This window comes from Oricola nitratireducens, assembly GCF_014904745.1.
In the GTDB taxonomy this organism is placed as follows: domain Bacteria; phylum Pseudomonadota; class Alphaproteobacteria; order Rhizobiales; family Rhizobiaceae; genus Oricola; species Oricola nitratireducens.
The window spans coordinates 123,195-140,338 of record NZ_JACZCS010000004.1; the positions used below are offsets into that span (position 1 = coordinate 123,195).

Here is a 17,144-nt window from a genome sequence, read left to right on the forward strand (position 1 = left end):
CAAAGGCATAGCCGCCAGCACTAGACCTTGTCGAGACCGTAGACGTTATGCAGCGTGCGCACGGCCAATTCGCACCAGTCGCCGTCGATCAGGATCGAGATCTTGATTTCCGACGTCGTGATGGCGCGGATGTTGATGCCTTTTTCAGCCAGCGCCTTGAAGGCCGACGCCGCAACGCCCGCATGGCTGCGCATGCCGATGCCGATCACGGAGACCTTCGCCAGCCCGGTCTCGGACTGCACCGCTTCGTAGCCGACCTCGTCCTTCACGCTTTCGATCGCGCGGACGGCCTTGTCGGCATCGCCGCTCGGCACGGTGAAGGTCATGTCGGTGAACTTGCCGTCGCCGGACACGTTCTGCACGATCATGTCGACATTGATGCCCGCCTCGGCCAGCGGGCCGAAAATTGCGGCGGAAACGCCCGGGCGGTCCTGCACGCGGCGCAGCGAGATCTGCGCTTCGTCGCGAGTGTAGGCAATGCCGGTCACATTCTGCTTTTCCACGATCTCATCCTCATCACAAATCAGCGTACCCGGCGGATTGTCGAAATTGTCCATTCCGGGGGCGTCGGGCGCTTCGAAGCTGGAACGCACGAAAGTGCGCACATTATGCACCATGGCGAGTTCGACCGAACGCACCTGCAGGACCTTGGCGCCGAGAGACGCCATTTCCAGCATTTCCTCGAAGGAGACTTTCGCCAGGCGCTTCGCCTTCGGTTCGATGCGCGGGTCGGTCGTGTAGACGCCGTCGACATCGGTGTAGATGTCGCAGCGGTCGGCATTGACCGCCGCGGCGATCGCCACCGCGCTGGTGTCGGAGCCGCCACGCCCGAGCGTGGAGACGCGGTTGTCGGGGCCAATGCCCTGAAACCCCGCGACGACCGCGACCTGGCCGATCCTGAAGCGTTCGATCAGCCGTTCGCCGTCGATTTCCTGGATACGCGCCGCGCCGTGGGCGTTGTCGGTCTTGATCGGGATCTGCCAGCCCTGCCACGAGCGGGCGTCCACGCCCATCGATTGCAGCACGATCGCCAGAAGTCCGGCGGTAACGAGTTCACCACTGGCGACGATGGCGTCATATTCGCGCGCGTCATGCATCGGGGAGGCGGCACGGGTCAGTTCGACGAGTTCGTTGGTCTTGCCGGCCATGGCCGAAACGACGACCGCGATCTCATGGCCGCAATCGACCTCGCGTTTGACATGCCGCGCCACATTGCGGATGCGATCAAGATCGGCGACGGACGTGCCGCCAAATTTCATGACGATGCGGGCCATGGCGGGTGATTTGCTCGACAGTTGTTCTGTTTGGTGCGGTCGGGCAATGCCCGGCGGGTCGGGCGCTCCATATCGAATTGCGATGGAAGCCGCAAGTTTGCCTTTGGTCGGCGTGCGGCGGCGCGGCCTCTTGACTTGACGGCCGGATCGCCCGAGTTGGAGGGCGAGACAGGAACGGGACGACCGAGCATGGACCGCGCAGCAACGACAATCGACGCCGGGGAAGTTGATCGCTTCTCGCGGATGGCGGCTGACTGGTGGAACCCGACCGGCAAGTTCAAGCCGTTGCACAGGTTCAATCCGGTCCGGCTGCGCTATATCCGCGACACCGTGATCGAGCATTTCGGACTGGACGCGGCGACGCCGAAGCCGTTCGCGGGCCTGCGATTCCTGGATATCGGATGTGGCGGCGGGCTTTTGTCGGAGCCGATGGCGCGGCTCGGCGCGCAGGTTGTCGGCGCGGACGCATCGGAAACCAATATCGAGATCGCAAAGCTCCATGCCGCGCAGTCGGGCCTCGATATCGACTATCGCGCGACGACGTCGGAAGCGCTGGAAGCCGAGGGCGAAAATTTCGACGTGGTTCTCAACATGGAAGTGGTCGAACACGTCGCCGATGTCGATCTCTACATGAAATCCTGCGCGGCGATGGTGCGCCCGGGCGGGCTGATGTTCGTCGCGACCATCAACCGGACGCTGAAAGCCTACGGAATGGCGATCATCGGGGCGGAACACATCCTGCGCTGGCTGCCGAAGGGCACGCATCAATACGAGAAACTTGTCACGCCGCGGGAACTGGAGGCGGCGCTTGCCGGAACCGGCGTCGACATCGTCCGCCGCTCGGGCGTCAGTTTCAATCCGCTGGCCGACGAATGGCGCCTGTCGCGCGACATGGACGTGAATTACATGGTGGTTGCGACGCGGCCCCGCTGAATGCGGGCCGCGCTCAGTTCATGTCTTCGGGCAAGTCCGGCAGTGGCATGATTTCGACGCCTTCCTCCAGAAGGCCGGTGACCTCCTCGACCGTCGCCTTGCCGTAAATCCCGCGCGCATCGGTTTCGCCGTAGTGGATCTTGCGTGCTTCCTCAGGGAAACGGTTGCCGACATCTTCGCCGCTCTTGCGTACCTCGCGCGCCATTTCATGCAGTTTAGCCATGATTTCGCGCTGCGCCGCGTTGCCGATAGCGACGGCGACTTCCTCGCGCTTGCGCGCGGTTGCGACGCGGGGCGCCATCAGGGCTTTTTCGACATGATTGGAGCCGCATGAGGGGCATTCCAGAAAACCGCGTTTTTTCTGGGTGTCGAAATCGCCACTGTCGCGGAACCATGCCTCGAAATCGTGGCCTTGATCACATCTGAGCGAAAACTTGATCACGGTTTTGCTCCGGTTGAGCCTTTCAGCTTACATCAACGAGATTAAACGGTCGTATATTCCTTAAATTGGGAATTTTCTGCCGCGCTTCAATAACGGCGCCGATATCGAGATCGGCGACGATCACGCCCGGCTCGTCGTCATCCTTTTCGGCGAGGATGCGGCCCCACGGATCGATGACGAGCGAATGACCATAGGTTTCGCGGCCGTCCGCATGCGGTCCACCCTGGGCGGCGGCGATGACGAAGGCGCCGTTCTCGATTGCTCGGGCGCGCAAGAGAATGTGCCAGTGGGCCTCGCCGGTCTGGCGGGTGAAGGCGGCGGGAACGGTCAGGATTTCGGCGCCGGAAAGCGCCTGACGCCGGAAAATGTCAGGAAAGCGGACGTCGTAGCAAATCGCAAGACCGAGGCGCGCGCCCTCGATATCGATCGTGATCGCGCGGTCGCCGGGCTCGTAGATGGCGGATTCGCGCCAGCTTTCGCCATTGTCCAGATCGACGTCGAACATATGGATCTTGTCATAGGAAACCAGCTTGCGCCCGCCGGGACCGAACAGGAAGGCGCGGTTCGCCACCTTGCCGTCGCCGCGGTCGATCGGCGTGGAGCCGACATGCAGCCAGATGCCGAGTTCGGATGCGAGCGACGCGGCGGTGGCAACGATCGGATCGTCCTCTTCGGCGAAGATCGCCTCGAGCAGCGCGGCGCGGTTCTTCTGGATCAGTCCGGTCATCTCGGGCGTCTGGACATAGGCCGCGCCCATCGCCGCGGCCTCGCGCACGAGACCCTCGAACGTGTCGCGATTGTCCGCAATGCCGGTTCCCGAGCGCATCTGGATGGCGGCGCATGTCAGTGTGCCGGTCAATGATCGGCTCGCAGAAGCGGATCGAGCTTGCCGGCGCGGTCGAGTGCATAGAGCTCGTCGCATCCGCCGACATGAATGTCGCCGATAAAGATTTGCGGGAAGGTCGATCCGCCGTGGGAACGCTGGATCATTTCGCGCCGGAGGTCCGGCTTCAGGGTTGCGTCATGCTCGACGAAAGAAACGCCCTTCTTTTGCAGAAGGCGCTTTGCAGCCGTGCAGAATCCGCAAAACTGGCGCGTGTAAATGGTGATGTCAGCCATCGGAACTATCCTTTCAGATAGCGCTATATATGTGCGCTGCACCATCGTGAAAAGACCGCCTTATGTCGCGCCGTTGCCATGCGCCCAGCCGGAGAAATGCGGCACGACGCGCGAGAAGGTCAATACGTCGACATGGGCTGCACCAGCGCGCAGAAGCGCTTTCGTCGCGGCCGAAATCGTCGCCCCCGTTGTGAAAACGTCGTCGACGATCAGGACATTGCGTCCCGCCACCGCGATTTCTGCCTCCGACGGCACGCGGAACGCACCGCGTAGGTTTGCCCGGCGTTCGGTGGCGGTGAGACCGACCTGCTGGCGCGTCGCCTTCACGCGTTCGAGCGCGCCCGGCTCGAAGGCGATGCCCGACGACAATGCGATGGTTCTGGCGAGTTCCGCCGACTGGTTGTAGCGACGCGCCAGATAACGCCTCGCATGCAGCGGCACGGGAACGACGACATCGCTTTCGCCGACCAGCATGCGGCCTGCGCGCAGCATCCAGTTAGCCATCCAGGGCGCGAGTTCGGTCTGGTCGCCATATTTCAGCCGCTGCACCAGCTGCTGAGCGATCCCGTCATGCAGCACGGCCGCTCGCGCGCGCCGGTATGGCGGCGGGTCGGCAAGCGCCTCGGCGCTGATCATCTTCTCGCCGAAATCGTGCTGGAACGGCGCGCCGGTGATTTCGCAGACCGGTTCGGCGATGAAATGCAGCCGGTTCCAGCAATGCGGGCAAAGCGTTCCACGCGCGGCAACATGCATGCGGCAGGCGAGGCAGGTGTCGGGAAACAACACCGAACCGACGAGACGGCTTGCCTTTTGCGCCAGGTTTTGCATGTGAGCCACCATCGCCGAGCAACGAAACGCAATTACTGTTACAGAAGCGGCCATGAGCGTCAAAACGATCATCGACTTGAAGCAGGTTCTCGCCAATCAGCGCCGGGCTGCGAGACTCGGCACGGGGGGGGCGGATTTTCTGTTCCGCGCGGTTGTCGACGATCTCGCGCTCAGGCTTGCGGCGGTCACGCACAACTTCGAACGCGGCGTCCTGTTCGTTCCGTCGGCTGCGCCGCCGATCACAGGGTCGCCGTTCGATGCGATGGAGCGGCGTGACGTGCCCGCAGGCGTGGAGAACGAGGCGCTTGGACTTGATCCGGAGCGCTACGATCTCGCCGTCAGCCTGCTGACGCTGCATGAAACCAACGACACGCCGGGCATCCTCGCGCAGATCCGGCGCGCGCTGAAGCCGGACGGGCTGTTCCTCGCCTGTGTTCCGGGTGGCGATACGCTCAAGGAATTGCGCGAAAGCCTCCTGTCCGCGGAAGTGGAACTCACCGGCGCGGCGAATGCGCGGGTGTTGCCCTTCATGGATGTTCGCGATGCCGGCGGTCTGCTGCAACGGGCGGGATTCGCATTGCCGGTCACAGACACGGAAACGCTGACGGTACGCTACGACACGATGTTTCACCTGATGCGCGATCTGCGCGCGATGGGAGCAACGAACACGCTGCAATCGCGCAGCCGGCGGTTCGTGACGCCGGCCTTGTTCCACAAGGCGGCCGAATATTACGCGCTGAACCATGCCGATGCCGACGGACGGATTCGCGCGACATTCACCTTCGTCTGGATGTCGGGCTGGGTACCGCATGAATCACAGCAAAAGCCGCAGCGGCCCGGCAGCGCGACGAAACGCCTGGCGGATTTCCTCGGCGACAAGTCCGCCGGGTCGTGACCCTAGATCTTGTTCATGGTCTTGGAAATTTCGGAATTATTGTCTGACCACAGCCACTTGACCGCGTCGAGAGCGGTTCCGATCCCGCCGACAATGACGATCGACAATACGGTGACGATAATTCCGTATTCGACGGCGGTCGCACCAGTTTCGTCCGTTAGGAATTGCTGAAACACAGAGCTTCTCCCTCAATGTGTTAACGTATTATCGGGAGAAAGTTAACGCGCTGTTGTATGCAAGAAGGGGGCGAGTCTATCCAAATACTGTGTAAGTGAAAGGTTATCCGGGCCGATTAATCAACAGTCACCGGTTTTCACGCCATTTGAATGAATTATGCATGTCGAGCTCGGTGTCGTCTGCAAGATACTGCGCCGGACAGTATACTGGCGCATGTTGCTGCGAACCGTTCCGGTGGCTGTCCGGTCAATGCCGCCGTAAATAGCGGAAGCGCTGAGAGAGGAATTGCTTTCACGGTCGAGGACCGGCGTGAGGAAAAGCGCGATGGCAATCGCGAGGGACCCGAAAAGGAGCGTGATTCGGAGCATGCCCAGACCGGCTTCACCGACTGTCGAAGCGTTGTGCGGCCGGATTTCGGCCCAATCCCCATCATCGCGCATGTTTTACCCCTTTTGACGGTGAGACAATCTCCTGCGGCCATGCGTGTAAACACGCGATGACTTCATTTAGCATCGCATCTTGTAATAAATGATTGATTAACGACGTTTGTTAGCGATCGCTAAAGCTTAGAGAAGATCCTGGAGGATCGGGATCAACGGCAGGTCGGCCGGCGGCATTGCATAGTCGCGCAAGGCCGGCGCGCGTATCCATTTCAGTTGCTGACCTTCGCGCGCCATCGGGATTCCCTGGTATTTCCGGCACACGTAAAGCGGCATCAGCAGGTGGAAGTCATCGTAATCGTGGCTGGCGAAGGTCAACGGCGCGAGGCACGGCTGTTCGGTCACGATACCGAGTTCTTCGTGCAATTCGCGCACCAGCGTCTCTTCCGGCGTCTCGCCGGTCTCGACCTTGCCGCCGGGAAATTCCCACAGGCCCGCCATCGACTTGCCTTCCGGGCGCCGGGCCAGAAGGATGCGGTTGTCAGTGTCGAGCAGCGCGCAGGCGGCAACGAGAACCAGCGGTTTTGCAGCGAGATCCGTCATGGCGCGGTTCAGTCGCCCTTCTGGCGGTAGGCGTAGGTGTAGACGGTCTCGAAACCGAGGCGCGAATACAGGCTCACGGCCGCCTTGTTGGAGGACATCACCTGCAGCCAGGCACGCTGCGCGCCCTGGGATGCGGCCCAGCGAAGCGCGGCGCGCACGATCGAGCGGGCATAGCCCTTGCCTTGCTGGTCGGCGCGTACGGCGACGTCGAACAGGCCGGCAAGATCGTTGTCATGGACGCAAAGCGCGGAGGCGACAGGGCCCTTGTCGTCTTCGAGGACGAACATGCCGCTCGGCGGGCGGATCGATTCCACAACCTCGGTCAGCCCGGCCTTGCGTTCGACGTCTTCGCCGCGAATAGCGATCGAGGCGTCGACATAGCGGCCGACATCCTGCAGCGGGATCTGATCCAGCCCGCTGTCGAGATCGATATCCTGGAGCCTCGCGACCATGACCTTCGTTTCGTCGAAACGGCGCCAGCCATGGGCGTCGAAATGGGCGTTGAGCTGCAGCGGGGCGAGCGGCGACAGGCGAAAGACCAGCGGGCGGCCGTAAGCGCCGAAGCGCTTCGCGGCACGCGCGATCCGGGTGTCAATGTCGCGATGATCGGCCGGGTCAAGCGGATTGACGGAATTCAGCCGCTTGGAGGGGTGTCCGGCGGTCAGGCGGACGGCCCAGCTGCCGTCATAGTGGACGGAGGCTGCGGGCCAGGCACGGAAGCCGACTGCTTCTAGGCGCCGTACAAGCGCGAGATCCGTCACGGCTTCAGCTCCTGTAATCGCCATTGATGGCGATGTATTCCTTGGTGAGATTGCATGTCCAGGCGGTGAACCGCCCTTCGCCCAGGCCGATATCGGCGCGGATCGCGATCTCGTCGTTCTTCATATAGGCACTGGCTTCCGCCTCGGAATAGGATCCGACCCGTTCGCCCTCGCTTGCGACCAGCAAGTCGCCGAACCAGATCGCCAGCCTGTCCCGGTCGGCGGGCTCGCCCGCCTTGCCGACGGCCATGACGACCCGGCCCCAGTTGGCGTCCTCGCCGGTGATCGCCGTCTTGACGAGCGGCGAATTGGCGATCGACATCGCAATGCGCTTGGCGGACTCGTCGGAGACAGCGCCGGTTACGTCCACGCGCACCAGCTTGGTCGCGCCTTCGCCGTCCTTGACGATGTCAAGCGCGAGCGCATGCAGGCATTCGGCGAAAGCCGCGGCGAAATCCGCCAGACGCGAATCGGCCGGATCGCCGATTTCGGGCGCCCCCCGCGATCGCGCAGCACCGGTCGCGAAGGCAAGCAGCGTGTCGGAGGTCGACGTGTCGCTGTCGACCGTGACGGCATTGAAGGTCGTCGGCGTGTGGCGTGACAGCAGATCCTGCAAAACCGCCGCGGAGACCGGCGCGTCGGTCGCGACATAGGCGAGCATGGTTGCCATGTCGGGCGCGATCATGCCGGCGCCCTTGGCGATGCCATTGATCGTCACCTCGGCGTCGCCGAGCCGGACCGTCCGCGTGACCATCTTCGGAAAGGTGTCGGTCGTCATGATCGCGTGCGCGGCGTCGCCCCAGCGTTCGCCTTTCGCGTCTGCGACCATGCCTTTCAGATGGCGTTCGAAATGGACCGGATCGAGCGGTTCGCCGATCACGCCGGTCGATGACAGAAAGACCTCCGATTCGTTGCAGCCGGCGGCTTCCGCCGCGGCCCTGGCGGCGACGGCGGTGGTATGGCGACCCTTCTTGCCGGTGAAGGCATTGGCATTGCCGGCGTTGACGACGAGAACACGCGCTTTTCCGCCCGGCAGATGCGCGCGGCACAGTTCAACTGGCGCCGAGGGGCATTTCGACGTGGTGAACACGCCGGCAACGGCGGTTCCCGCGTCGAAGACCATCGCCATCAGGTCGACGCGGTCCTTGTATTTGATGCCGGCCTTGGCGGTTGCGATGCGCAAGCCGTCGATGGCGGGCATCCCGGGGTAGGATTTCGGAGCGAGGGGCGAAACACTGGCGCTGGACATGATGCCTCGGAGCGAAGTTACTGCGCGGGCTGCTGCTGCAGCTGTGCCGTGTTGGCCTTGTCGTATGCTTCCTTCAGCGCCGGATCGGAAATCTCGACCTTGGCCTCCGAACGCAGCGTGTTCAGGAGATTGAAGTAATGTTCGCGCAGAAGCACCGAGCGGATCTGGTCCTTGACGTCGGCAAAGGCGGGCGGCTGGACCAGACGCTTGTCCTCGAGCTTGATCACATGCCAGCCGAACTGGGTCTTTACCGGCTTTTCCGTATAGGCGCCGACATCGAGTGCGAAGGCGGCTTCCTCGAATTCCGGCACCATGCGGCCGCGCGTGAAGTAACCGAGGTCGCCGCCGTTCGGGCCGGTCGGGCCGGTGGATTTCTCCTTCGCCACGTCCTCGAATTTCGCGCCGGCGTCGAGTTCGGCGATCACCGCCTTTGCCTCTTCCTCGGTCTTCAGCAGGATGTGGCGGGCGCGCACCTCGTTTTCGGGCGGCGTGGCGGCCACTTCCTTGTCATAGCGGGCGCGGACTTCCTCGTCTGTCACCTTGTTGACGACTTCGTCGCGAAAATAAGCGTTGTGCAGGGCGCGCTGGCGCAGGAATGCCAATCGGCTCTGGAACTCATCGGTCTTGTCGAGGCCCGCGGCTTCGGCCTTTTCCGCCAGCGTGCGGATATCGACAAGCGCCGTCAGCGCGGCGGCGCGGCGGCCTTCGGGGGGAACCTGGCCGAGCTGGTCCTGCAGGTCCGAGAGCGTCATGGCGAGATCCTGTTCGGTGATCGGCTGGCCGTTCAGCGTGGCGACAACGTCCTTGCCATCCTGTGCCGCGACCGGAAAAGCCAATGCGCAGGATGCCGCGAGCACCAGGATCAGTCGCGCCGCGATCGGTTTGGCGGACACTGCGGAAAGGGAACGGGACGGACGTGAAAGCTGCATCGAGAACTCGCTTTGTTGCGGATAATTGGTTCACCGTGATGTGATCGGGACGCGCCGGGAAACGCCGCGTTCTGCGGTACGGAGCGGCGTTGACATCACTATTTGCCCCTCTTATCTGTCCTTTGCTATCGCGTCCACCTCCGAAAAGCGGGAAAGCCGGGCGAAGTAGCCCAGCAAGATAGACGCCAACACGTTTTAAAAGGGCCGCCGGATTTGTTGCGGCCAGCCTTAGAGAGAGGACCATTTACATGGTCAAGTTCGGCGGCCTAGCCCGCAAGATTTTCGGTTCCGTCAATGATCGTCGTCTGAAGTCGCTGCATCCCAAGGTTGCCGCCATCAATGCGCTGGAAAGCGAAATGGAGGCGCTGAGCGATGACGAGCTGCGCGCAAAAACCGCGGAGTTCCGCGCCCAGTTGCAGGACGGCAAAACCCTCGACGATCTCCTCGTTCCGGCCTTCGCGGTCGCACGCGAGGGCGCCAAGCGGGCGCTCGGCATGCGGCCTTTCGATGTGCAGCTGATCGGCGGCATGGTGCTGCATGAGGGCTCGATCGCCGAGATGAAGACGGGTGAAGGCAAGACGCTGGTCGCGACCCTTCCGGTCTACCTGAACGCTCTGGCCGGGCGCGGCGTCCATGTCGTCACGGTCAACGATTATCTCGCCCAGCGCGATGCCGAGTGGATGGGCCAGCTCTATAGATTCCTCGGGCTTACCGTCGGCGTCATCGTGCATGGCCTTGACGACGGCGAGCGCAAGGCGGCCTATGACTGCGACGTCACCTACGCCACCAACAACGAACTCGGTTTCGACTATCTGCGCGACAACATGAAATACGAGCGCGCGCAGATGGTACAGCGCGAACACGTCTACGCGATCGTCGACGAGGTCGACTCCATCCTGATCGACGAAGCGCGCACGCCGCTGATCATCTCGGGTCCGCTCGACGACAAGTCCGAACTCTATATCGCGATCGACAAGTTCGTTCCGATGCTCGCTGCGGAAGATTACGAGATCGACGAGAAGCAGCGTTCGGCGACCTTTACCGAGGAAGGCACCGAGAAGCTGGAGCGGATGCTGGAGGAGGCCGGCCTGCTGAAGGGCGAGAACCTTTACGACGTCGAGAACGTCGCCATCGTCCATCACGTCAACAACGCGCTGAAGGCGCACAAGCTTTTCCAGCGTGACAAGGATTACATCGTCAAGAACGACGAAATCGTCATCATCGACGAATTCACCGGTCGCCAGATGCCGGGTCGCCGCTATTCGGAAGGCCTGCACCAGGCGCTCGAAGCCAAGGAACATGTCGCGATCCAGCCGGAAAACCAGACGCTGGCCTCGGTGACCTTCCAGAACTATTTCCGCATGTATGACAAGCTTGCCGGCATGACCGGCACGGCATCGACCGAAGCCGAGGAATTCGGCAACATCTACGACCTCGATGTCGCCGAGATCCCGACCAATCTTCCCATCCAGCGTCTCGACGAGGATGATGAGGTTTATCGCACGGTCGAGGAAAAATACGTCGCCGTGGTGATGGATATCATCGCCAGCCAGCAGAAGGGACAGCCGGTTCTCGTCGGCACGACCTCGATCGAGAAGTCGGAAATTTTGTCCTCGATCCTGAGCGATACCAAGCAACTCAAACAGATTCGCCAATCGATCCAGGGCCGCCTCGACGCCATCAAGGAGGGCAAGGAGCCGGAACTGCGCGAACATCTGGAAACCACTCTCGCGAGCCTCGACCCGGCCATCAAGGCGGGGGGCGTCACGCACGAGGTGCTGAACGCACGCCAGCACGAGCGCGAGGCCTTCATCGTCGCCCAGGCGGGCGTACCGGGCGCCGTCACGATCGCCACCAACATGGCTGGCCGCGGTACTGACATCAAGCTCGGCGGCAATCTCGAAATGCGCATCGAGGCGGATCTCGCGGACATGCCCGAAGGCGAGGAGCGCGATCGCCGCATCGCCGAGATCGAGGCCGATATCGAACGGCTCAAGCAGCAGGCGCTTGCCGCCGGCGGCCTCTATGTACTCGCCACCGAGCGGCACGAAAGCCGGCGCATCGACAACCAGTTGCGCGGCCGTTCCGGCCGCCAGGGCGACCCCGGCCGCTCGAAATTCTTCCTCTCGCTGCAGGACGACCTGATGCGCATCTTCGGCTCCGACCGGATGGACGGCATGCTGCAGAAACTCGGCCTGAAGGACGGCGAGGCGATCATCCACCCCTGGATCAACAAGGCGCTGGAAAAGGCGCAAAAGAAGGTCGAGGCGCGTAACTTCGACATCCGCAAGAACCTGCTGAAATACGACGACGTGATGAACGACCAGCGCAAGGTCGTCTTCGAACAGCGCAAGGAACTGATGGACGGCACCGGGCTGTCGGACACGGTCACCGAAATGCGCCACGAGGTCGTCGAGGGTATCGTCACCAAGCACATTCCGGAACGTGCCTATGCCGACCAGTGGGATGTGGCGGGCCTGAAGGAATCGACGGTCGCGTTGCTCAATCTCGATCTTCCGGTCGATGAGTGGGCCGCCGAAGAGGGGATCGCCGAGGACGACATCCTGGAGCGGTTGCGCGACGCGGCGGACAAGGCCGCGGCCGACCGGGCGGAGCGCTTCGGTCCCGAAATCACCGATTATGTCGAGAAGTCGATCCTGCTGCAGACGCTCGATACGCTTTGGCGCGAGCACCTGGTCAATCTCGACCATCTGCGTTCGGTCATCGGTTTCCGCGGCTATGCGCAGCGCGACCCGCTGCAGGAATACAAGCAGGAAAGCTTCGAGCTGTTCCAGGCGATGCTCGCCAATCTGCGCCAGGCGGTTACGGCACAGCTGATGCGCGTCGAGATCGTCCGCGAGCAGGCCGATGCGCCGCCGCCGGAATTGCCGACGATGGAGGCCCATCACACCGACGCGACGACCGGCGACGACGAATTCATCGCGGCCGAAGCAGAATACGGCTCGGCCATCGCGACCGGCCAGGTTGCGGCGGAAGACCGCGATCCCAACGATCCGTCGACATGGGGCAAGGTCGGCCGCAACGAGGCGTGTCCGTGCGGTTCCGGCAAGAAATTCAAGCATTGCCACGGGGCTTTCGCGACAACGGCCTGATCCGCGCGCAAGGCGAACGCTTTCTTAAATCCGTTGCGCTATTTCGATAGCGAATCTGACGGATAGCGGAACACATCGCCTTGCGATTTTCAGCAGTCGAAACAGCCGAAAACCTGCTGTCGGCCCCGATCTTCGAGCGGGTGATGCCGCTCGCGCGCAGATTCGACCTGATGTGGAGCGGCGCCGACGAGACGGCCGTCGCCCAGCGGATCTCGCTCATCGCATTCGCGATCCGCATCGTCAGCGCGGGTATCGCCTTCCTTTCGCAAGTGGTGATGGCGCGCTGGATCGGCACCTTCGACTACGGCATCTACGTCTTCGTCTGGACGGCAATGGTCATTCTGGGCAGCCTGTCGTGTCTCGGTTTCCAGACTGCCCTGATCCGTTTTCTGCCGCTTTATCGAAAAACCGGGGACCTCGAGCGTCTGCGCGGGATCCTCTTGACGAGCCGGCTGTTCGTTCTCGCTTCGGCTACGATTGTAGCCGCTGTCGGCGCCGGTGCGGTCTGGTTCTTCTCCGACGCGATCAAATCCTACTACCTGCTGCCTTTCGTGCTGGCTTTCACGTGCCTGCCGATGGTGGCGCTCGGCGATGTGCTGGACGGAACGGCCCGGGCCAACAACTGGCCGGTTCGCGCGCTGACGCCGACTTATATCGTCCGGCCGTTCCTCGTGCTTGCCTATCTGGGGATCGCGCATGGCCTCGGCTTCGAGGCTTCCGCCATGACGGCGGTCATCGCGGCGGTGCTCGCCACCTATTCGACGACGGTGATGCAGCTTTTCGTCGTTACGCGAAATCTCGACGCGACCTATCCGGCCGGCCCGCGCCAAACGGAATTCGTCCTCTGGGCGAAGGTCGCATTGCCGATTTTCCTGGTCGAAGGCTTCTTCTTCCTCCTGACCAATGCCGACGTGCTCATGGTCGGCATCTTCCGGCCGCCGGAGGACGTCGGGGTCTATTTCGCCACGGTGAAGATCATCGCGCTGGTGCATTTCGTCTTCTTTGCGGTCAAGGCTGGCGTCGCGCAGCAATTCGCCGCGCGCACGGGCCTCGAGGATCGTGCCGAATTGCGTGATTTCGCGCGTCAAACGGTGGGCTGGACCTTCTGGCCATCGCTGTTGATCGGCCTCGCTGTACTCGTCTTCGGGCGCTTCCTGCTGTCGCTTTTCGGCGAGGCTTTTGTCGAAGGTTATCCGTTGCTGTTCGTCCTTGTGGCCGGCGTCGTCGTACGGGCGAGCGTCGGGCCGGTGGAAAGCCTGCTCAACATGACCGGTAATCAAAATATCTGCGCCACGATCTTCGGAGCTGTCCTCGCCGTGAATGTTGCGCTGAACCTGATCCTGATCCCGGCCTACGGGCTTATGGGCGCGGCGACGGCCAATGCCGGCGCGACGCTCGTCGAAGCGGGGCTTCTCCTGTTCATGGCCTATCGCCGGATCGGTGTCGTGATGTTCGTGTTTTCGCCGAAATCGATAACGGGGGCGGCGTGATGGAAGCCTTGCCGGTCATCGAACAAAGCGTGCCGCTCGCCGGGTCATTCATGCTGTCCGGTATCGTCGGCGATCTTCCCGATTTCACGCCTCCGCAGACGAGCCGGCTTTCCAAGGGCGACCGCCGGCTTGTCGTCTATCCGGCCGACAGCGGATTCGACATCCTGGAGGATATCGACCGCGTCACCGACTATGCGCTGGAACCGAACATCTTCTTCACGCCGCGCTTCCTTGTCCCGGCGATGCCGCGCCTTGACGACCGCCAGGTCCGGCTGATGCTGCTGCAGGACGGGGCGAAGGAAGAGGCCGAAACCCGTTTTTTGATGCCGTTTTCGGTCGAAAAGTCCGGATTTGCCGTCGGCCCCGACGTGATTCGGGCCTGGGCCAATCCGATAGGACCCTATGGCATTCCGATCGTGGAGCGCCGCGAGGCTTCGCGCATTCTCGACGACCTGCTCGCCACGCTGGCGGACGACAACGTGGCGCTGCCGAAAATACTCGTTCTGCCGGACATCATGATGGACAGCGTGACGATCACGGCGCTGCGCGGCGTGGCGATCGGGCGCGGCCTGCCGGTTCTGTCCACCGCGTCCGTGCAGCGGCCGTTCCTGAAAAGCGAAAAAGACAGCGTCGACTATTTCAAGGACAATATCCGCAGTCACAGCCGCCGCAATTTCGGCCGGTTGCGCCGGCAGCTCGAGGCGTCGGGCGAGTTCGAATACGAGATCGCGCGCAGTCCAGCAGATGTGCGCATGGCGCTGGAGGAATTCCTGCTGCTCGAAAACGCCGGCTGGAAGGGGCGGCAGCGGACATCGCTTGCGGCCGACCGTTTCCGCGCAGCCTTCGCGCGCGAGGCCGTCAACAATCTCGCCGAGCGCGACCTTTGCCGCATCCATTCCTTCAAGCTCGACGGACGGGTGATCGCCTCGCTCATCGTCTTCGTGCAGTCCGGCCACGCCTGGACGTGGAAGACGACCTATGACGAGGGCTTCGCCCAGTATTCGCCGGGCACGCTGCTGATCATGCAGGTTACCGCAACCCATCTCGACGACCCGAACATCCAGCTCACCGACAGTTGCGCGGTCGAGGACCATCCGGTGATGGCGCGGCTGTGGTCGGAGCGGCGCGAATTTGCGACGCTGGTGATCGGCCTGCGGCCGAACATGGATCGCGAGGCGCGCCAGGTGATGTCGCAGCTGGAGCTTTACCGCTCGACGCGCAATGCGGCGAGGACGGTACGCGACCGCCTGCGCCACCTGATCCGCAGCAGCTAGGCTTTCTCGCCCGGCTCCCTGCCGGCTTCGGCTTCCGCCTGCTGGCGGAAGATGCGGCGAATGACCTTGCCGGTCGTCGTCAGGGGCATTTCGTCGACGAAATCGATCTCGCGCGGATATTCATGGGCGGAAAGACGCTGCTTCACGAAGGCCTGGATTTCGGCCTTGAGTTCGGGCGACGGCGCCGCGCCCGCCCGGAGCACGACATAGGCCTTGACCAGCTGGCCGCGGATCGCGTCGGGCTTGCCGACGACGGCGGCAAGCGCCACGTCGGAGTGACTGACGAGGCAATCCTCGATTTCGCCGGGGCCGATGCGGTATCCGGCCGAGGAAATCACGTCATCGTCGCGGCCGACAAAGAAGAAATAGCCGTCCTCGTCGCGAATGCCCTGGTCGCCGGTCAGCATCCAGTCGCCGATGAATTTCTTTTCCGTCGCTTCGGGATTGCGCCAGTATTCGAGGAACATCACCGGGTCCGGGCGATGCACGGCAATCTGACCCTGTTCGCCGGCCGGCAGTTCGTTGCCTCGATCGTCGATGACGGCGACGCGGTGGCCGGCGACCGGCTTGCCCATGGAGCCGGGCCGGACGACGCCGAGCGCATTGCAGGCCGACAGGACGAGATTGCACTCCGTCTGGCCGTAGAACTCGTTGACCGTCAGGCCGAAGGTGTCGCGGCACCAGGCAAGCGTCTCGCGTCCGAGCGCCTCGCCGCCGGAGCCGATCGTGCGCAGGTTCAGCTTGTAGCGCTGCGCGCCGTCGCCGAGCGTCGCCAGCATCCGGAGCGCGGTCGGCGGCAGGAACGTGTTGCGCACGCCCGCCTTCTGCATCAGCGCCAGGGCCCAGTCCGGTTCGAATCGCGGCGCGCGCGCGGCAACGACCGGCACGCCGAAATAGAGGCCCGGAAGCAGGACATTCAACAGGCCGCCAGCCCAGGCCCAGTCGGCGGGCGTCCACAACAGGTCGCCTTCGCGCGGCAGGAATTCGTGATGGGTTTCGACACAGGGCAGGTGGCCGAGAAGCACGCGCTGGGCATGAAGCGCGCCCTTCGGCTGGCCGGTCGTGCCGGAGGTGAAAATCATCAGCGCGGGATCGTCCGGTCCGGTGTCCGCGGCGGTGAAGCCGGGCGAACCGGCGGCAACGAGCCGGTCGAAATCCTCCGTGCCGTCGAGGCCGCCGACGCAGACGATGGTGGCGAGGTCCGGGAATTTCGCATCGGCGGCGTCGAGTTTTTCCTTGCCGCTCGCGTCGAGGAAAAGCGCCTTCGCGCCGGACAGGGCGAGCCGGTAGGCGATTGCATCCGGGCCGAACTGCATCGCCATCGGCACGGCGATGGCGCCGAGCTTGTAGACCGCCATGTGGGCGATCGCGGTCTCGAAGCCCTGCGGCAGCAGGATCGCCACGCGGTCGCCGCGGTCGATGCCAAGGCTTGCGAGCGAGGAAGCGAGGCGGTCCGATTTTTCCGCCAGTTCGCCGAATGTCAGCGTTTCCGGCGCGTCGTCCGACCAGTCGACGATCGCCGGCCTGTCCGGCGTTCTTGCGGCCGGGGCGTCGGAACAGGCGACGCCGATATTGAAGGATTTCGGAATGTCCCAGCGGAAGCGGGAAATCAGGTCGTCATAGGAAACGGGATCGGCAGGCAGCATGGGAAACGTGATGCATTGTTCCGGAAATCAG

17 protein-coding genes are annotated in these 17,144 nt (G+C 63.0%); 5 read left to right on the forward strand and 12 right to left on the reverse strand.

The window, feature by feature from the left end:
* Nucleotides 1–20 precede the first annotated feature (20 nt).
* Nucleotides 21–1,274 carry an aspartate kinase gene (locus IG169_RS03380; protein ID WP_193174746.1) on the reverse strand — a complete coding sequence of 418 codons (1,254 nt, stop codon included), beginning with the start codon at nt 1,272–1,274 and terminating at the stop codon, nt 21–23.
* Between the two features lie 189 nt (nt 1,275–1,463).
* On the opposite strand from IG169_RS03380, the gene ubiG reads away from it, so the two are divergent.
* A complete protein-coding gene (gene ubiG / locus IG169_RS03385; protein WP_193174747.1) occupies nt 1,464–2,207 on the forward strand; it encodes a bifunctional 2-polyprenyl-6-hydroxyphenol methylase/3-demethylubiquinol 3-O-methyltransferase UbiG in 744 nt (247 codons plus the stop codon).
* Nucleotides 2,208–2,220: 13 nt separating this feature from the next.
* On the opposite strand, the gene IG169_RS03390 is transcribed toward ubiG, so the two are convergent.
* Genes IG169_RS03390 through IG169_RS03405 form a run of 4 tightly spaced genes read right to left on the reverse strand, consistent with a single transcriptional unit; the run spans nt 2,221 to nt 4,596 of the window.
* A complete protein-coding gene (locus tag IG169_RS03390) occupies nt 2,221–2,649 on the reverse strand; it encodes a DUF1178 family protein (protein WP_193174748.1) in 429 nt (142 codons plus the stop codon).
* A 22-nt stretch (nt 2,650–2,671) separates the two neighbouring features.
* Entirely contained in the window at nt 2,672–3,475 is an 804-nt protein-coding gene (locus tag IG169_RS03395; RefSeq protein ID WP_246717105.1) for a carbon-nitrogen hydrolase family protein, read from the reverse strand.
* Nucleotides 3,476–3,504: 29 nt separating this feature from the next.
* A complete protein-coding gene (gene grxC, locus IG169_RS03400) occupies nt 3,505–3,768 on the reverse strand; it encodes a glutaredoxin 3 (protein WP_193174750.1) in 264 nt (87 codons plus the stop codon).
* A gap of 60 nt (nt 3,769–3,828) precedes the next feature.
* Nucleotides 3,829–4,596 carry a ComF family protein gene (locus IG169_RS03405; RefSeq protein WP_246717094.1) on the reverse strand — a complete coding sequence of 256 codons (768 nt, stop codon included), beginning with the start codon at nt 4,594–4,596 and terminating at the stop codon, nt 3,829–3,831.
* 52 nt (nt 4,597–4,648) lie between these two features.
* Here IG169_RS03405 and IG169_RS03410 point away from each other — a divergent pair, with 52 nt between their 5' ends.
* Nucleotides 4,649–5,491, forward strand: coding sequence for a methyltransferase domain-containing protein (locus IG169_RS03410; RefSeq protein ID WP_193174752.1), 843 nt, complete (start codon nt 4,649–4,651; stop codon nt 5,489–5,491).
* Nucleotides 5,492–5,493: 2 nt separating this feature from the next.
* On the opposite strand, the gene IG169_RS03415 is transcribed toward IG169_RS03410, so the two are convergent.
* From IG169_RS03415 to IG169_RS03440, 6 genes are all read right to left on the reverse strand, one after another.
* Entirely contained in the window at nt 5,494–5,667 is a 174-nt protein-coding gene (locus IG169_RS03415; RefSeq protein ID WP_193174753.1) for a Flp family type IVb pilin, read from the reverse strand.
* A 120-nt stretch (nt 5,668–5,787) separates the two neighbouring features.
* Nucleotides 5,788–6,108 carry a hypothetical protein gene (locus tag IG169_RS03420; protein ID WP_193174754.1) on the reverse strand — a complete coding sequence of 107 codons (321 nt, stop codon included), beginning with the start codon at nt 6,106–6,108 and terminating at the stop codon, nt 5,788–5,790.
* Between the two features lie 126 nt (nt 6,109–6,234).
* Nucleotides 6,235–6,651 (reverse strand): 8-oxo-dGTP diphosphatase MutT, encoded by a 417-nt coding sequence (gene mutT, locus IG169_RS03425; RefSeq protein ID WP_193174755.1) that lies wholly within the window; start codon nt 6,649–6,651, stop codon nt 6,235–6,237.
* Between the two features lie 8 nt (nt 6,652–6,659).
* On the reverse strand, nt 6,660–7,436 hold the full coding sequence (locus IG169_RS03430) for a GNAT family N-acetyltransferase (RefSeq protein ID WP_193174756.1): 777 nt from the start codon (nt 7,434–7,436) through the stop codon (nt 6,660–6,662).
* On the reverse strand, nt 7,417–8,661 hold the full coding sequence (gene argJ, locus IG169_RS03435; protein ID WP_193174757.1) for a bifunctional glutamate N-acetyltransferase/amino-acid acetyltransferase ArgJ: 1,245 nt from the start codon (nt 8,659–8,661) through the stop codon (nt 7,417–7,419). Before argJ ends, IG169_RS03430 begins: the two co-directional genes overlap by 20 nt.
* A gap of 17 nt (nt 8,662–8,678) precedes the next feature.
* On the reverse strand, nt 8,679–9,590 hold the full coding sequence (locus tag IG169_RS03440; RefSeq protein WP_193174758.1) for a peptidylprolyl isomerase: 912 nt from the start codon (nt 9,588–9,590) through the stop codon (nt 8,679–8,681).
* 248 nt (nt 9,591–9,838) lie between these two features.
* Here IG169_RS03440 and secA point away from each other — a divergent pair, with 248 nt between their 5' ends.
* From secA to IG169_RS03455, 3 genes are all read left to right on the forward strand, one after another.
* A complete protein-coding gene (gene secA / locus IG169_RS03445) occupies nt 9,839–12,703 on the forward strand; it encodes a preprotein translocase subunit SecA (protein WP_193174759.1) in 2,865 nt (954 codons plus the stop codon).
* Between the two features lie 80 nt (nt 12,704–12,783).
* Complete coding sequence (locus IG169_RS03450; RefSeq protein WP_246717095.1) at nt 12,784–14,193, forward strand: lipopolysaccharide biosynthesis protein; 1,410 nt, start codon at nt 12,784–12,786, stop codon at nt 14,191–14,193.
* Nucleotides 14,193–15,467 (forward strand): GNAT family N-acetyltransferase, encoded by a 1,275-nt coding sequence (locus tag IG169_RS03455; RefSeq protein ID WP_193174760.1) that lies wholly within the window; start codon nt 14,193–14,195, stop codon nt 15,465–15,467. Before IG169_RS03450 ends, IG169_RS03455 begins: the two co-directional genes overlap by 1 nt.
* On the opposite strand, the gene IG169_RS03460 is transcribed toward IG169_RS03455, so the two are convergent.
* Entirely contained in the window at nt 15,464–17,113 is a 1,650-nt protein-coding gene (locus IG169_RS03460) for an acyl-CoA synthetase (RefSeq protein WP_193174761.1), read from the reverse strand. The genes IG169_RS03455 and IG169_RS03460 overlap by 4 nt on opposite strands.
* Nucleotides 17,114–17,144 lie beyond the last annotated feature (31 nt).

Bases quoted from the DNA above. Each gene is read 5' to 3' on its own strand.
- IG169_RS03430 (WP_193174756.1), bottom strand. From the start codon at position 7,436: ATGGCGATTACAGGAGCTGAAGCCGTGACGGATCTCGCGCTTGTACGG.
- ubiG (WP_193174747.1), top strand. From the start codon at position 1,464: ATGGACCGCGCAGCAACGACAATCGACGCCGGGGAAGTTGATCGCTTC.
- IG169_RS03440 (WP_193174758.1), bottom strand. From the start codon at position 9,590: ATGCAGCTTTCACGTCCGTCCCGTTCCCTTTCCGCAGTGTCCGCCAAA.
- IG169_RS03405 (WP_246717094.1), bottom strand. From the start codon at position 4,596: ATGCAAAACCTGGCGCAAAAGGCAAGCCGTCTCGTCGGTTCGGTGTTG.
- IG169_RS03420 (WP_193174754.1), bottom strand. From the start codon at position 6,108: ATGCGCGATGATGGGGATTGGGCCGAAATCCGGCCGCACAACGCTTCG.
- IG169_RS03395 (WP_246717105.1), bottom strand. From the start codon at position 3,475: ATGCGCTCGGGAACCGGCATTGCGGACAATCGCGACACGTTCGAGGGT.
- IG169_RS03410 (WP_193174752.1), top strand. From the start codon at position 4,649: ATGAGCGTCAAAACGATCATCGACTTGAAGCAGGTTCTCGCCAATCAG.
- IG169_RS03455 (WP_193174760.1), top strand. From the start codon at position 14,193: ATGGAAGCCTTGCCGGTCATCGAACAAAGCGTGCCGCTCGCCGGGTCA.
- mutT (WP_193174755.1), bottom strand. From the start codon at position 6,651: ATGACGGATCTCGCTGCAAAACCGCTGGTTCTCGTTGCCGCCTGCGCG.
- argJ (WP_193174757.1), bottom strand. From the start codon at position 8,661: ATGTCCAGCGCCAGTGTTTCGCCCCTCGCTCCGAAATCCTACCCCGGG.
- secA (WP_193174759.1), top strand. From the start codon at position 9,839: ATGGTCAAGTTCGGCGGCCTAGCCCGCAAGATTTTCGGTTCCGTCAAT.
- IG169_RS03380 (WP_193174746.1), bottom strand. From the start codon at position 1,274: ATGGCCCGCATCGTCATGAAATTTGGCGGCACGTCCGTCGCCGATCTT.
- IG169_RS03460 (WP_193174761.1), bottom strand. From the start codon at position 17,113: ATGCTGCCTGCCGATCCCGTTTCCTATGACGACCTGATTTCCCGCTTC.
- grxC (WP_193174750.1), bottom strand. From the start codon at position 3,768: ATGGCTGACATCACCATTTACACGCGCCAGTTTTGCGGATTCTGCACG.